This is a genomic window from Hydrogenophaga sp. 5NK40-0174, assembly GCF_040372165.1.
Lineage (GTDB): Bacteria > Pseudomonadota > Gammaproteobacteria > Burkholderiales > Burkholderiaceae_C > Hydrogenophaga.
The window spans coordinates 941601-955545 of sequence record NZ_BAABWG010000001.1; the positions used below are offsets into that span (position 1 = coordinate 941601).

Genomic DNA, 13945 nt, shown 5'->3' on the forward strand with positions numbered 1-13945 from the left:
GCAGAGCAGGGAGAACGAACATGGGCAAGATCTGGAATCAGCACAAGCGGTTTCTGACCTTTGTCGCGCTCATGTTCGTCTTCCGTTCGGCCATCGCCGACTGGAACTACATCCCCAGCTCGTCCATGAACCCGACGCTGGTGGCCGGCGATCGTGTCCTTGTCAACAAGCTCGCCTACAGTCTCAGGGTTCCTTTTACCCTGGTGGAGATCCTGCGATGGTCGAAGCCCAAGGCTGGCGATGTGGTCATTCTGGTGTCTCCCGAAGATGGCAAGACACTCATCAAACGGGTAGTCGCCGTGGGCGGAGACACCATCAGCATGAAAGACAACGTCCTGTACCTGAACGGGCAGGCGCAAACGCGCTCGCTCAAGAGCGAGGACGCCTGGGTGCCAACAGAAAGCGGCATGCTGCAGATCGAGGTGTGGCGTGAGCAGCTCGGGGATGCCAGATACGAGACTGCGCGTATCCCCATGTTCAACCATCGAGTCGATTTTTCCGCTGTGGAAGTCCCCGCGGGTCAGGTGATGGTCATGGGCGACAGCCGGGACAACAGCCGGGATTCACGCTTTTTCGGGTTGGTCGATACCAGCCTGATCACAGGACGCGCAGAGAGAGTCGTCATGTCCCACAACCCCGACGCCCTCTATATGCCCAGGAAGCAGCGCTGGTGGCTGCCAATGGTCCAGCCGCAGAATGCAGGAGGCTGAGGCAGCATGCCAGCCAGAAAGAAATCCACCCCCAATCGCAGCTTTCGTGTTGCCGATCAGATTCAGCGGGATCTGTCGGAGTTGATCGCTCGCGAACTGAAGGACCCCAGGGTCGGAATGGTCACCATCAATGCGGTGGAGGTGACACCAGACTATGCGCACGCCAAGGTCTACTTCAGCTTGCTCACGGGTGAGCCTGACGAAACCGAAGAAGCACTCAATGCCGGAGCAGGCTTTCTGCGCAATGGACTGTTCAAGCGGCTGCATATTCATACTGTGCCGACGCTGCATTTCATTTTTGACCGAACCACGGAACGAGCCGCGGACATGAATGCCCTGATTGCCAAGGCAGTGTCCTCGCGCTCCAAAGACGACTAAACATGAACGCGCCACGCACCAGGGTGCAGCGGCGCCCTGTGCATGGGGTGTTGCTGCTCGACAAGCCCATTGGTCTGTCCAGCAACCAGGCGTTGCAGAAGGCCAAGTGGCTGCTGCGCGCCGAAAAAGCCGGCCACACCGGAACTCTCGACCCATTGGCAACCGGCGTTTTGCCGCTTTGCTTCGGAGCAGCCACCAAGTTCAGTCAGCTGTACCTCGACGCTGACAAGACCTATGAAACAGTGCTGCGCCTCGGTGTGCGCACAAGCACTGGTGATGCTGAGGGAGACATTCTCGAAGAGAAGCCAGTGCAGTGCTCGATGGGCACCGTCGTGCAGGTTTTGGACGACTTCACCGGACCGATCGAACAGGTCCCTCCCATGTACAGCGCGCTCAAAAAAGACGGCAAAGCGCTCTATGAATACGCCAGGGAAGGCAAGACCGTCGAACGTGCGGCCCGACCGGTACAGATACACGAGCTCGAGTTGCTCGATGCAGACCTGGTCAGCGATGCACCGAGTCTGACGCTGCGCATCAAGTGCAGCAAAGGGACTTACATCCGCGTACTGGGTGAAGATATTGGCGCAGCCTTGGGCTGTGGCGCACACTTGTCCAGCTTGCGCAGGACGGAAACAGGTCCTTTCGCCGCCTCAGCGTGCACTTCCCTGGACACTCTGGAATCCTTGCCTGAGCAGGAGCGAGTCGCCCGATTGTTGCCAGTAGAAGCCTTGCTGGCCGAACATGTCCGCATTGAGCTGACGGCCGAAGACAGTGCCCGCTTCCTCAGCGGTATGCGCCGGAGAGGCGAATGGGCTGATGCGGACAAGGTGGCGGTTTTTGACCCCGGCGATCAGTTGCTGGGCGCCGCCAAAGTCGTCTCGGGTGAGTTGATCCCCGTTCGACTGCTCAGTCCAACCGATATCCAACAGATTCAACAGCTTCAAGAAACCCGAACCGTCAGCCAGGCAGCTGCCTGAACGACTGGATTGAGAAAGAAACCATGACCCAACAGATTCGCAATATCGCCATCATTGCCCACGTTGACCACGGCAAGACCACACTGGTCGACCAGTTGCTGCGCCAATCCGGCACCTTCGCCGAGCACGAGAAAGTGGTCGACACAGTGATGGACAACAATGCCATCGAGCGCGAGCGCGGCATCACCATTCTGGCCAAAAACTGTGCCGTGCGCTGGAAGGGAACCCATATCAACATCGTTGACACACCCGGCCACGCGGACTTTGGTGGGGAAGTGGAGCGTGCGCTGTCCATGGTTGATGGCGTGCTGCTGCTCATCGACGCCCAGGAAGGTCCGATGCCCCAGACCCGCTTCGTGACGAAGAAGGCACTGGCTCTCGGCCTCAAGCCGATTGTTGTCGTCAACAAGGTGGACAAGCCTGGTGCCAACCCGGACAAGGTCATCAACGCCGCATTCGACCTGTTTGACAAACTCGGTGCCACCGATGAACAGCTTGATTTCCCTGTGGTGTACGCCTCCGGCATCAACGGCTGGTCGTCGATGGAAGAAGGCGCTCCGGGCGAACAGTGGGGCCCCGACATGGCCGCCCTGTTTGACACAGTGCTCGAGCACGTACCTGCCCACAAGGGGGACCCGGCTGCACCTTTGCAACTTCAGATCTCCGCTCTGGACTTCTCGACCTTCGTCGGCCGGATCGGCGTCGGCCGGGTCAACGCTGGCGTGTTGAAGCCGGGCATGGACGTCCTGGTGGCTGAAGGCCCGGAAGGCAAGTCTTTTAAAGGCCGCATCAATCAAGTGCTGACTTTCCAGGGACTTGACCGCATGCAAACCCAGGAGGCCGGTCCTGGCGAGATCGTCTTGATCAACGGCATCGCCGACATCGGCATTGGCGTCACGGTCACAGACATCGAGAATCCGGCACCGCTGCCCATGCTCACCGTCGATGAACCGACGCTGACCATGAATTTCTGCGTCAACACCAGTCCACTGGCAGGTCGCGAAGGTAAATTCGTGACCAGCCGTCAGATCTGGGAACGTCTCCAGAAAGAGCTCCAGTCCAACGTGGCTCTGCGCGTCCGCGAAACCGATGAGGACGGTATCTTCGAGGTCTCCGGTCGGGGCGAACTGCACTTGACCATCTTGCTGGAAAACATGCGCCGCGAGGGGTACGAGCTGGCTGTTTCCAAGCCCCGCGTTGTCTTCCAGGACATCGATGGTGAGCGGTGCGAGCCCATCGAGCTGGTCACCGCGGATGTGGAAGAAGGCCACCAAGGTGCGGTCATGCAGGCGCTTGGCGAGCGAAAAGGTGAGCTCACGAACATGGAGCCGGACGGTCATGGTCGTGTGCGGCTGGAGTACCGCATTCCAGCCCGTGGTCTGATCGGCTTCTCCAATGAATTCCTGAACCTCACGCGCGGCACGGGCCTCATTTCCAATATCTTCGACAGCTACGAGCCTTACAAAGGCGAGATCGGAGGGCGCAAGAACGGGGTGCTCATCTCCATGGATGACGGAGAGATCTTTGCCTACGCCCTCGGAAAACTGGATGATCGCGGTCGTATGTTCGTCCGGCCGGGCGATGCGGTTTACGAAGGCATGATTGTCGGCATCCACAGCCGTGAGAATGATCTGGTGGTCAATGCCACACGCACCAAGCAGCTGACGAACTTCCGGGTCTCCGGCAAGGAAGACGCCATCAAGATCACGCCGCCTATCGAGCTGACGCTCGAATATGGGGTCGAGTTCATCGACGATGACGAACTGGTCGAGATCACCCCGAAGAGCATTCGCCTGCGCAAGCGGTTCCTCAAGGAGCACGAGCGCAAGCGCGCAGCCAAAGGCTAAATCAAGCAGGCGCTGCGGCACGGGAGCCGTGGCTCATATCAAGTTTTGCCAGTCAGGAGGCCAGAACATGTCCCATGAAGACGCGGTGGAAACCATGGTCGTAGCGGAAATGCGCGGCAGGGTAGGGTGCATAACGCTGAACCGGCCCCAGGCGCTCAATGCTCTGTCTTTGCCCATGATCAGGTCCCTGACCCAGATCCTGAAATCGTGGGCACAGGACGATGATGTTCTGGCCGTGGTGGTCAGGGGCATGAGCAAGCAGGGCGCTTTCGGTGCATTCTGTGCCGGCGGGGATATCCGCTTCTTCCACCGTGCAGCATTGACCGGCGACGACGATCTTTCTGCGTTCTTCACCGAAGAATACGCACTCAACCACCTGATCCACCGCTATGCAAAGCCCTACATCGCGCTGATGGACGGGATTGTCATGGGTGGAGGAATGGGCATCAGTCAGGGCGCCAGTCTGCGTGTCGTCACCGAACGAAGCAAGCTTGCCATGCCTGAGACCGGTATTGGCTTGTTTCCTGACGTAGGCGGCGGCTACTTTCTCAGCCGCTGTCCACAGCACATGGGCGAATACCTGGCACTGACCGGGCAGGTCATCGGGGCGCCAGAAGCCCTCTCCGTTGGACTGGCTGACATGTGCATGGACAGCCACCGCCTGGTCAAGCTCTGGGACTCGTTGGCCAACACGCCTTTCACCACAGGAGAGGCCGTGGAGCGATGGGTGCAGACCTATGCGTTGAAGTCGGTTGAAAAGCCGGCCTGGCCTGCTTCAGTCATCAACGATGTTTTCGGGCTACCGGGCGTGATGGCCATCATCGAGCGCCTTGAGGCGGAGCCCGGCGACTGGGAGCAGAAGACAGCAGAACTGCTCCGCAAGCGCTCTCCGACGATGCTGCATGTGGTCCTTGAGCAGGTCCGCCGGGCCCGACAAATGAGTCTGGCCGAGGACTTGCGCATGGAGCGCGACATGGTTCATCAGTGTTTCCATCTTCGGCCGGGCGAAAATAGCGAAACCGTAGAAGGAATTCGCGCACTGGCGATTGACAAGGACCATCAACCGCAATGGAATCCGGCCAAAGCTGAAGAGGTTGATCAGGCCCAGGTCTCCCGGTACTTTGAAAGCCCCTGGTCAGCGGATCAGCACCCTTTGCGACACCTCGACTGAACACCGGGACAACGGTGTCGCCCGAAGCTATCAGCGGCTACGGTGTTTGAGCGCGCGCTCCACCTCGCGCTTGCCTTCGCGGTCCTTGATGGTGTCGCGCTTGTCGTGTTCGGCCTTGCCACGGGCCAACGCGATTTCGCATTTGACGCGGCGGTTCTTCCAATGGAGGTTCAGGGGCACGAGTGTAAAACCACGCTGCTCTACCTTGCCAATCAAGCGTCGAATCTGGTCTTTTTGCATGAGCAGCTTCTTGGTTCTAACCGCATCAGGGCTGACATGGGTTGAGGCCGTTCGCAGCGGATTGATCTGACACCCCACCAGGAACAGCTCGCCTTCACGGATCACCACATAGCCGTCAGTCAGCTGCACTTTGCCCTCGCGAAGGGCTTTGACCTCCCAGCCCTGGAGGACCATGCCAGCCTCAAAGCGCTCTTCGATGTGGTAGTTGAACAGTGCTTTCTTGTTCTCGGCAATCCGGCTATCTCCCGGCTTGGTTTTCTTGTCTGTTTTCTTGGACATGGATCTGACGCCTGACGTCTGAAGGCCAGGTCTTTACAATCAAATGATGCGAGGCGGCAAGAGTTGCCAGTTGGGGGCAACGACAGCAGTTGCAAGAGTGCGATCAGTGCTCGGTGGTGGCTGCGTTGCGTCGCCAAGATATCAATTCTATGAAAACCATTGAAAAGTCGGTCTTGCTCTGGCACAGCCCACACGAAATGTTCGCCCTGGTGACGGACGTCCAGCACTATCCCGATTTCCTTCCCTGGTGCGACCATGGGAAAGTCATCGAGCGAACCGATGATGGCATGGTGGCCGAAGTGGGCATGGCCATCAGTGGCCTCAAGCAGAGCTTCACCACTCGAAACCGCCACATTGAAGACCGGGAAGTGCACCTGGAGCTGGTCGACGGGCCATTCTCGCAGCTTGAAGGACAGTGGATCTTCACGCCGCTTGGCGACGGGCAGCAACGGGCCTGCAAGGTTGAATTCAAGCTCAGCTATGGCTTCGCCAGCGCAACGCTGGCCAAGCTGGTTGGTCCGGTTTTCGACAAAATTGCATCGAGCCTGGTGGACGCGTTCGTCAAGCGGGCTGATCAGGTGTACGGCGAGTGAAAGTCCTGCTGGTTCATTCTCCCGGCCCCAGGCGGGTGGAGGAAATTCCGCTTGATCTTCCTCCAGGAAGCACTCTGGCCGAGGCACTCGAGGCGTCAGGCGTAACGCTAGCCATCGATGCGCCTGTGGGCATATGGGGAAGAAAGCAGGGTCGAGACGCGGTGCTCAGGGAGGGAGACCGAATCGAGGTATACCGCGTGTTGCGGGTGGACCCCAAAGTCGCCAGGCGTGAACGCTTCGCAGGGCAGGGCAGCCGCGGCGCCGGGCTGTTCTCCAAAAAAAGACCCGGCGCGAAGGCCGGGTACTGATCTGCTTTATGGCTGTTTGGCCATCGGGTCTGGACCGCACTCGCTCTTGATGATCTGGTCAGCCCTCTTCTTCTCGGCAGCGAGCTCCTGCTCATCGAGGTACACACGCTCGCCCTGCGCATTCGTCTTGCTGATCCTCAAACCGGACCCCAGAGTCGCTTTGGCTTCTTTGGCGCGAGAACAGTTCTCAGCACGCTCGACTTTGCGCTTGGCAAGTAGGGCTTTTCGCTCGTCTTCGGCTTTTTCTTTGGCTTCATCCTCCTGACTCGCAACCTTCTCGTCAAGAAAGCTCTTTGCCGGATCTCCAGGCTGTGCCTTCGCAGCAGCCGTGGCTGGCTCCCCGTCTACCCGAACGGCAGCGCCTCCACTGGGGCGCATGAAAATCTTGTCCTCCGGTACGCTTTGCGGAGGGGGACGGTCGCTGAACTCCTTCTTGCCCGCAGAGTTGGTCCATCCCCACTGCCCCCAGGCGTTGCCGGCCAGGAACGTCGCACAACCGAGCGCCAGCACAAACTGTCGCCACGGCAACCTCTTCTTGAGCGGTAGTGTATTCATGTGCTCAGTGTAGCCCGATTGCACGCTCATCCCCCGGTTTCCACTGCCTGCCCAACCCCATTTGTCCCCCCGGGAGTTGCGTTTATCGAACAGTGGAGCCTCATCACCGAGGGTCAACCCGAGTACAATGGTGTTTTTGGAGCTTTCCCTTATGCGCCTACTTGGCAAAGCACTGACGTTCGACGACGTCTTGCTGGTCCCCGCGTACTCGCAAGTCCTTCCAAAGGACACTTCGCTGGCGACTCAGTTTTCCCGAAACATCCAGCTGAACCTGCCCATTGTGTCGGCCGCCATGGATACGGTGACCGAAGCACGGCTTGCGATTGCGATTGCGCAGGAAGGTGGTATTGGCATCATCCACAAGAACCTGACGGCCAAGGAGCAGGCCGCACAGGTGGCCAAGGTCAAGCGGTATGAATCCGGTGTCCTCAGGGATCCTGTGGTCATCTCCCCCCAGACCACGGTGCGCCAGGTCATGCAGCTTTCGGAAGAGCTGGGTGTTTCCGGTTTCCCGGTGGTGGATGCAGGAAAGGTTGCCGGGATTGTCACCGGGCGGGACCTTCGTTTTGAAAACCGTCATGACCTGGCCGTATCGGAGATCATGACGCCGCGGGACCGGTTGATCACCGTGCCGGAAGGCACCACGCCAGAGGAGGCCAAGGCGCTTCTGAACAAGCACAAGCTTGAGCGTCTTCTTGTCGTCAATGACGCGTTTGAGCTCAAGGGTCTGATCACCGTCAAGGACATCACCAAGCAGCTGAACTTCCCCAATGCTGCCCGGGACGCTTCCGGCCGCCTCCGCGTAGGTGCAGCCGTCGGCGTGGGAGCAGGCACCGAAGAGCGTGTCGAAGCGCTGGTCAAGGCTGGCGTGGACGCCATCATTGTGGATACCGCTCACGGGCACAGCAAAGGCGTGATTGATCGCGTGCGCTGGGTCAAGGAAAACTACCCCCAGGTCGACGTGATCGGCGGCAACATCGCGACAGCAGCTGCCGCACTCGCGCTGGTCGAAGCCGGCGCAGATGCCGTCAAGGTCGGAATTGGCCCTGGCTCGATTTGTACCACCCGCATTGTTGCTGGCGTGGGTGTCCCCCAGATCATGGCCATTGACAGCGTCTCTACCGCACTCCAGACCACAGGCGTTCCCATGATTGCCGACGGAGGCATCCGTTACAGCGGTGATGTGGCCAAAGCCATTGCAGCAGGCGCCAATTCCGTGATGATGGGTGGCGTTTTTGCGGGTACTGAGGAAGCGCCGGGCGAGGTCATTCTGTACCAGGGCCGCAGCTACAAGAGCTACCGTGGCATGGGCTCCATCGGAGCCATGCAGCAAGGCAGTGCAGATCGCTATTTTCAGGAATCCAGCACTGGCAACCCCAATGCAGACAAGCTGGTGCCTGAAGGTATTGAAGGACGGGTTCCCTACAAGGGCTCAGTGGTCTCCATCATCTATCAGATGGCTGGCGGCTTGCGCGCCGCGATGGGCTATTGCGGCTGCCCGACCGTTGAGCACATGCGCGCACGTGCCGAGTTTGTGGAGATCACGTCAGCCGGTGTTCGCGAAAGCCACGTCCACGACGTGCAGATCACCAAGGAAGCTCCCAACTACCGCGCAGACTGAGGCCTGAGGTTACTGCAGACCAGTCAAGACCAGGCCGTCCAGCGTGACGGCCTTTTCCGTTTATTTCCTCCCGCCGGAACCAACATGCAACACCAGAAAATCCTGATCCTCGACTTCGGCTCACAGGTGACACAGCTCATTGCCCGCCGGATTCGAGAGGCCCATGTCTACTGTGAAGTGCACCCTTGCGACGTGACCGACGAGTGGGTGCGCGAGTTCGCGGCGGATGGCATGCTCAAGGGTGTGGTGCTTTCCGGCAGCCATGCCAGCGCCTTTGAAGAGACGACCGACAAGGCTCCCCAGGCTGTTTTCGAACTCGGTGTTCCGGTCCTCGGGATCTGCTACGGGATGCAGACCATGGCCCAGCAGCTGGGCGGAAAAGTGGAGGGCGGCCATCACCGTGAGTTTGGATACGCGGAAGTTCGCGCCCGTGGTCACACGAGCCTGCTCAAGGACATCGCTGACTTCACGACGCCCGAAGGGCACGGCATGCTCAAGGTCTGGATGAGCCACGGCGACAAGGTGGTCGAGTTGCCACCGGGCTTCAAGCTGATGGCCAGCACGGACAGTTGCCCGATTGCCGGCATGGCGGACGAAGAGCGTCACTACTACGCCGTTCAGTTCCACCCGGAAGTGACCCACACGGTGCAAGGGCGAGCCATTCTCGAGCGCTTTGTGCTGGACATTTGTGCGGCGGAGCCGGACTGGGTGATGCGCGACCACATCGAGGAGGCCGTCGAGCAGATCCGGGCACAGGTCGGAGACGAGGAAGTCATTCTTGGGCTGTCGGGTGGTGTGGACTCATCTGTCGCAGCGGCATTGATCCATCGCGCCATCGGAGACCAGTTGACATGCGTGTTCGTCGATCATGGTCTGCTTCGCCTCAATGAGGGCGACATGGTCATGGAGATGTTTGCTGGCAAGCTTCACGCACGGGTCATCCGGGTCGATGCCAGCGACGTGTTCTTGACGGAGCTGGCAGGCGTCGCCGATCCTGAGCAGAAGCGCAAGATCATTGGCCGACTGTTTGTCGACGTCTTCAAGGCGGAAGCTGAAAAGCTCAAGTCAGGTGATGGTGGACACAAGGGCGCGACTTTTCTTGCCCAGGGCACCATCTACCCGGATGTGATCGAGTCCGGCGGAGCCAAGAGCAAGAAAGCTGTCACGATCAAGAGTCACCACAACGTCGGCGGTCTGCCAGAGCAGCTGGGCCTGAAACTGCTTGAACCACTGCGCGACCTGTTCAAGGACGAGGTCCGGGAGCTGGGCGTTGCCCTGGGTCTCCCGCACGACATGGTATACCGCCACCCCTTCCCCGGTCCGGGGCTGGGCGTGCGAATCTTGGGAGAGGTCAAGAAGGAGTACGCCGACCTGCTGCGCCAGGCCGATGCCATCTTCATCGAAGAACTGCGCTCGACCATCGACAAGAACAGTGGCAAGAGCTGGTATGACCTGACCAGTCAGGCATTCACCGTCTTTTTGCCGGTCAAGAGTGTCGGCGTGATGGGTGATGGACGCACGTACGAGTATGTTGTGGCACTGAGAGCCGTTCAGACCAGCGATTTCATGACCGCAGACTGGGCTGAACTGCCGTACGCGCTCCTCAAACGCACGTCTGGCCGGATCATCAATGAAGTCAAGGGCATCAACCGGGTAACCTACGACGTTTCCAGCAAGCCACCGGCGACCATCGAGTGGGAATGACCCGGAAAGGGGCGGTCCCCTCCATGTAAGCCGACCTGAGCTTCACAGGACCAGTGACCCATGAGAATCATTTTTGGATTGATCAGCCTTGTTTGCGCCTTGTTCATTGTCATGTGGCTTGCCAAGTCACAGGTTGAGCCTCGGCAGGCTGAACTGCCGGAGGTGCTCAAGGAAACAGCTGCCGAGGACTTGGCCAAGGACATCAACCAAGGTGCTACTCCCGCCCAGATTCAGGAAAAGTACCGGGATCAGATCAACGATCTGGTGAAGTCCCGCGATCAGCAACTCAAGGACTACTGAGGGTCTTGAAGTGACACGCGCCTGGAGTGAACAGGACGAGCATTTCATGCAAGCGGCGCTGGCTCAGGCGGCCGAAGCTGAAGCCAGGGGAGAAGTGCCTGTCGGTGCTGTAGTGGTGCTTGACGGCGCGATCATTGGGCGTGGCCACAATCAGCCCATTACGTCGAACGATCCCAGTGCGCATGCCGAGATGGTCGCCTTGCGTGATGCAGCCAAGTATCTTGGCAACTATCGGCTCGAAGATTGCACCCTTTATGTGACCCTTGAGCCTTGCGCAATGTGTTCGGGCGCAGCCTTGCATGCCAGGCTCAAGCGCGTGGTCTACGGTGCACCCGAGCCCAAGACCGGGGCTGCGGGCTCGGTGCTGGACCTCTTTGCCTTCAACGCCATCAACCATCGCACAAAGGTAGAGCAGGGGCTGCTCGCACAAGCTTGCTCAGAACTCCTTAGACGCTTCTTCGAGAAGCGGCGGCTGTCGAAGGCTGCCGCACGTGAGCCACTTCGCGATGATGCGCTCAGAACGCCTGATTCAGCCTTCGAGGGCATACCTGACTACCCCTGGAAGCCCAACTACACCAGTGAGCTTCCCAGTCTGCAAGGCTTGCGCCTTCACTACATTGACGAGGGACCGGGCGATGCGGCACGAACCTGGCTATGCCTTCATGGCAATCCGGCGTGGAGCTACCTGTACCGCAAAATGATCCCCGGGTTTCTCGCCAATGGAGACCGTGTGGTGGCACCGGATCTGATCGGCTTTGGACGAAGCGACAAGCCGAAAAGGTCCGCCGAGCACAGCTTCGTCTGGCATCGCCGGGTTCTGCTCGAACTGGTCGAGCAACTGGGACTGACCAACGTCATCCTGGTGGTGCAGGATTGGGGGGGATTGCTTGGCCTGACGCTTCCCATGGAGGCTCCAGGTCGTTACAAGGGTTTGCTGGCGATGAACACGTATCTCGCGACAGCAGAGAACGCCTTGCCCGATGGATTTGTCGCCTGGCGGGATATGTGCCGTCGAAAACCGGACTTTGACATTGGGCGCCTGCTTCTCAGAGGGAATCGGCACATGTCCGCGCGCGAAGCACTGGCGTACGATGCGCCTTTCCTCGACAAAGGCTATCGTGCTGCCACCCGGGCGTTTCCCGAGATGGTTCCACACAACGCTGACGATCCGGGTGCCCAGCTCAGCCGAAAGGCCAGTGCATTCTGGCGGAATGAATGGCAGGGAAAAAGCCTGGTGGTCTGTGGGGCACAGGACCCTGTATTCACCCCGGAGGCCATGGCTGTGCTGGCCGATGGTATTCGAGGCTGTCCGGAACCCATCGTGATGGCTGAGGCCGGGCATTTTGTTCAAGAGCATGGACTGAAGATCGCAGCCTTGGCCTGCGACCATTTCCGGTCATGAAGCAGTCGTAGCAAAGACTGCCCGACCAGTATCAACAACCATCATCCGTTTTGCGCAAATGAGCCACATTTACGTTTTTTCTCCGTCAAGTGCCATCAGAGACCGCAAAGCCTTCCAGCGCGGGATCAGGCATTTGCGTTCGCTTGGTCATGAGGTAGAGGTGGATGCCGCCGCGCTCGCCCACCACATGCGCTTCGCAGGCGAGGATCAAGTTCGACTCGAGGCTGTCTCACGCGCGGCTTGCAGCGGTGCAGATATCGCATTGATATCCAGGGGTGGCTATGGACTGACGCGCATTCTCGGCGGTTTGCCTTACCGCGTGCTGGACAAGGCGGTTTCAAAGGGCTTGAAACTGGTTGGCCTGAGTGACTTCACGGCCATGCAAACGGCCATGTTGGCCAAGACCGGGACGCCAAGCTGGGCAGGTCCGTCGCTGATCGAGGATTTTGGCGCGGAAGAGGGTGTCGACGAGATTGCCCAGGCTTGTTTCGACGACGTTATCTGCGGACAGGCAGAGGGCACTGGCTGGCGCCTGCCCGCCAAGAGTGTCGCAGCACTGGCCAAATCGGTGAAAGGCGATGTCCAGGAAGGCGTCATGCTGGCCAACCGTGCCACCCTGTGGGGCGGCAACCTCTCGGTGCTCTGCTCCTTGCTGGGCACACCCTGGTTTCCTCAGGTCAAGGGGGGTGTGCTTTTCATCGAAGACGTGAACGAGCACCCCTATCGCGTCGAGCGTTCACTGAGCCAGCTGCACATGGCCGGCGTTCTCAAGCAGCAAAAGGCCATCCTCTTCGGGTCATTCACTGGATTCAAGCCTGTTGCGGGCTACGACCGTGGGTTTGGCCTGGACAGTGTGATGGATCGGGTCAGACGTGAAGCAAAAGTGCCCGTCCTGGCGGGCTTGCCATTCGGGCACGTGCGCACAAAGGTGATGTTGCCGGTTGGCCGGAAAGTTGATCTGGTGGTGCAGGGGAGAGAGGCCCTCATGTTCTGGGAACACGACCATCACAGCCACTGAGCCTCGGAGGCGAGTCGGATCACTGCAGGTGCCAAAAAAAACAGGCCTCCATACCGCGTCGGCTGGAGGCCTTGGTTCAGGCGAGTTCAGTACAGTGCTGTCGGTGCGGGTGAAGATGCACCGCTGCTTTCGAGCAGGCCGCGAGGTATGGAGCCTTGAAAATAAGGTGTCAGGCCACGCACTTTGCTCACCGCAATGGCCTCACCGTGAATCCGGCTGAGTACGGCCACCATCTCCGAGCGGGCATACCATAGCCCTTGCGCATCGCCGCTGTACTGGAGCTTGCGCTTCAAGCGCGGGTTGAGTTCGGCACCATCATCTCCCAGAACGTCAAGCATGGCCTGCCTGATGGGTTCCAGCGATTCGGGTGATTTGCGGCGCACATCGGTACCAAGTAGTGCCGAGATGCTGTGCCGGAGATTGGGTTTGATCCAACGCATGGTGTTTCACCTGTTATCGGTTTCAGGCCCCACGACCCTCTACCCTGTTTAGGGTACGCCTCATGTGGGGCTTCCGCAATGACTTACTTGCTATTGAACCCGAAAAAACAACATTGGAATCAAGTATTTACCCCAAGTCTTTAAGATTGAGCGTGAAGGATTGAATACCTTTGGGATATCTGAGCACAATAGCGGGTAGTACAGCGAGTACCAAAGGCAACGATATCCGCGTCTCATCTTCGCTTTATGTCGCAAAAGCAGACAGAAAATCGAGATTTACGGGCAATTGGGTAGAAACCAACTGTGACAAAATGCTCAGTTGTCCACCAAATCTGGAAAGCGCCTGGCGCTTGCAAGTGCCGAAACCCAGCCGGGTAAGCACAACGAGGAAAACTGGCACAG

General features: G+C 59.0%; 15 protein-coding genes. 12 read left to right on the forward strand and 3 right to left on the reverse strand.

Annotated features, from left to right (window positions below; genetic code table 11):
* Positions 1-20 precede the first annotated feature (20 nt).
* The 5 genes from lepB to ABWV89_RS04365 all read left to right on the forward strand — a co-directional run bounded on the left by lepB (position 21) and on the right by ABWV89_RS04365 (position 5083).
* On the forward strand, positions 21-710 hold the full coding sequence (gene lepB / locus ABWV89_RS04345) for a signal peptidase I (protein ID WP_353394610.1): 690 nt from the start codon (positions 21-23) through the stop codon (positions 708-710).
* Between the two features lie 6 nt (positions 711-716).
* The gene (rbfA, locus tag ABWV89_RS04350; protein WP_353394613.1) at positions 717-1088 is read left to right on the forward strand and encodes a 30S ribosome-binding factor RbfA; all 372 of its coding nucleotides are present in this window, start codon (positions 717-719) and stop codon (positions 1086-1088) included.
* A gap of 2 nt (positions 1089-1090) precedes the next feature.
* The gene (gene truB, locus ABWV89_RS04355; RefSeq protein WP_353394616.1) at positions 1091-2065 is read left to right on the forward strand and encodes a tRNA pseudouridine(55) synthase TruB; all 975 of its coding nucleotides are present in this window, start codon (positions 1091-1093) and stop codon (positions 2063-2065) included.
* 23 nt (positions 2066-2088) lie between these two features.
* Positions 2089-3912 carry a translational GTPase TypA gene (gene typA, locus ABWV89_RS04360; protein ID WP_353394619.1) on the forward strand — a complete coding sequence of 608 codons (1824 nt, stop codon included), beginning with the start codon at positions 2089-2091 and terminating at the stop codon, positions 3910-3912.
* Positions 3913-3979: 67 nt separating this feature from the next.
* Positions 3980-5083, forward strand: a complete 1104-nt coding sequence (locus ABWV89_RS04365; RefSeq protein WP_353394621.1) for an enoyl-CoA hydratase/isomerase family protein — start codon at positions 3980-3982, stop codon at positions 5081-5083.
* Positions 5084-5113: 30 nt separating this feature from the next.
* Here ABWV89_RS04365 and smpB read toward each other — a convergent pair whose 3' ends face one another.
* Complete coding sequence (gene smpB / locus ABWV89_RS04370) at positions 5114-5602, reverse strand: SsrA-binding protein SmpB (RefSeq protein WP_353394623.1); 489 nt, start codon at positions 5600-5602, stop codon at positions 5114-5116.
* Positions 5603-5751: 149 nt separating this feature from the next.
* On the opposite strand from smpB, the gene ABWV89_RS04375 reads away from it, so the two are divergent.
* Together ABWV89_RS04375 and ABWV89_RS04380 are read left to right on the forward strand one after the other, a co-directional pair.
* Positions 5752-6195, forward strand: coding sequence for a type II toxin-antitoxin system RatA family toxin (locus ABWV89_RS04375; protein WP_353394625.1), 444 nt, complete (start codon positions 5752-5754; stop codon positions 6193-6195).
* Positions 6192-6503: an RnfH family protein gene (locus tag ABWV89_RS04380; RefSeq protein ID WP_353394627.1), complete on the forward strand. Its 312-nt coding sequence runs from the start codon at positions 6192-6194 to the stop codon at positions 6501-6503. The genes ABWV89_RS04375 and ABWV89_RS04380 overlap by 4 nt, the downstream gene beginning before the upstream one ends.
* Before the next feature lie 6 nt (positions 6504-6509).
* On the opposite strand, the gene ABWV89_RS04385 is transcribed toward ABWV89_RS04380, so the two are convergent.
* Complete coding sequence (locus ABWV89_RS04385) at positions 6510-7058, reverse strand: DUF4124 domain-containing protein (RefSeq protein WP_353394629.1); 549 nt, start codon at positions 7056-7058, stop codon at positions 6510-6512.
* A 151-nt stretch (positions 7059-7209) separates the two neighbouring features.
* Between ABWV89_RS04385 and guaB the strand changes: the two genes are divergently transcribed.
* The 5 genes from guaB to ABWV89_RS04410 all read left to right on the forward strand — a co-directional run bounded on the left by guaB (position 7210) and on the right by ABWV89_RS04410 (position 13103).
* Positions 7210-8679 carry an IMP dehydrogenase gene (gene guaB, locus ABWV89_RS04390; RefSeq protein WP_353394631.1) on the forward strand — a complete coding sequence of 490 codons (1470 nt, stop codon included), beginning with the start codon at positions 7210-7212 and terminating at the stop codon, positions 8677-8679.
* A gap of 84 nt (positions 8680-8763) precedes the next feature.
* On the forward strand, positions 8764-10383 hold the full coding sequence (gene guaA, locus ABWV89_RS04395; protein WP_353394633.1) for a glutamine-hydrolyzing GMP synthase: 1620 nt from the start codon (positions 8764-8766) through the stop codon (positions 10381-10383).
* 60 nt (positions 10384-10443) lie between these two features.
* Positions 10444-10683 (forward strand): hypothetical protein, encoded by a 240-nt coding sequence (locus ABWV89_RS04400; protein ID WP_353394635.1) that lies wholly within the window; start codon positions 10444-10446, stop codon positions 10681-10683.
* A gap of 10 nt (positions 10684-10693) precedes the next feature.
* Positions 10694-12085, forward strand: a complete 1392-nt coding sequence (tadA, locus tag ABWV89_RS04405) for a tRNA adenosine(34) deaminase TadA (RefSeq protein ID WP_353394637.1) — start codon at positions 10694-10696, stop codon at positions 12083-12085.
* 58 nt (positions 12086-12143) lie between these two features.
* A complete protein-coding gene (locus tag ABWV89_RS04410; protein WP_353394639.1) occupies positions 12144-13103 on the forward strand; it encodes an LD-carboxypeptidase in 960 nt (319 codons plus the stop codon).
* 86 nt (positions 13104-13189) lie between these two features.
* On the opposite strand, the gene ABWV89_RS04415 is transcribed toward ABWV89_RS04410, so the two are convergent.
* The gene (locus ABWV89_RS04415) at positions 13190-13543 is read right to left on the reverse strand and encodes a hypothetical protein (RefSeq protein ID WP_353394641.1); all 354 of its coding nucleotides are present in this window, start codon (positions 13541-13543) and stop codon (positions 13190-13192) included.
* Positions 13544-13945 lie beyond the last annotated feature (402 nt).

Coding starts and splice junctions, on each gene's coding strand:
- lepB (WP_353394610.1), top strand. CDS start 21: ATGGGCAAGATCTGGAATCAGCACAAGCGGTTTCTGACCTTTGTCGCG.
- rbfA (WP_353394613.1), top strand. CDS start 717: ATGCCAGCCAGAAAGAAATCCACCCCCAATCGCAGCTTTCGTGTTGCC.
- truB (WP_353394616.1), top strand. CDS start 1,091: ATGAACGCGCCACGCACCAGGGTGCAGCGGCGCCCTGTGCATGGGGTG.
- typA (WP_353394619.1), top strand. CDS start 2,089: ATGACCCAACAGATTCGCAATATCGCCATCATTGCCCACGTTGACCAC.
- ABWV89_RS04365 (WP_353394621.1), top strand. CDS start 3,980: ATGTCCCATGAAGACGCGGTGGAAACCATGGTCGTAGCGGAAATGCGC.
- smpB (WP_353394623.1), bottom strand. CDS start 5,602: ATGTCCAAGAAAACAGACAAGAAAACCAAGCCGGGAGATAGCCGGATT.
- ABWV89_RS04375 (WP_353394625.1), top strand. CDS start 5,752: ATGAAAACCATTGAAAAGTCGGTCTTGCTCTGGCACAGCCCACACGAA.
- ABWV89_RS04385 (WP_353394629.1), bottom strand. CDS start 7,058: ATGAATACACTACCGCTCAAGAAGAGGTTGCCGTGGCGACAGTTTGTG.
- guaB (WP_353394631.1), top strand. CDS start 7,210: ATGCGCCTACTTGGCAAAGCACTGACGTTCGACGACGTCTTGCTGGTC.
- guaA (WP_353394633.1), top strand. CDS start 8,764: ATGCAACACCAGAAAATCCTGATCCTCGACTTCGGCTCACAGGTGACA.
- ABWV89_RS04400 (WP_353394635.1), top strand. CDS start 10,444: ATGAGAATCATTTTTGGATTGATCAGCCTTGTTTGCGCCTTGTTCATT.
- ABWV89_RS04410 (WP_353394639.1), top strand. CDS start 12,144: ATGAGCCACATTTACGTTTTTTCTCCGTCAAGTGCCATCAGAGACCGC.
- ABWV89_RS04415 (WP_353394641.1), bottom strand. CDS start 13,543: ATGCGTTGGATCAAACCCAATCTCCGGCACAGCATCTCGGCACTACTT.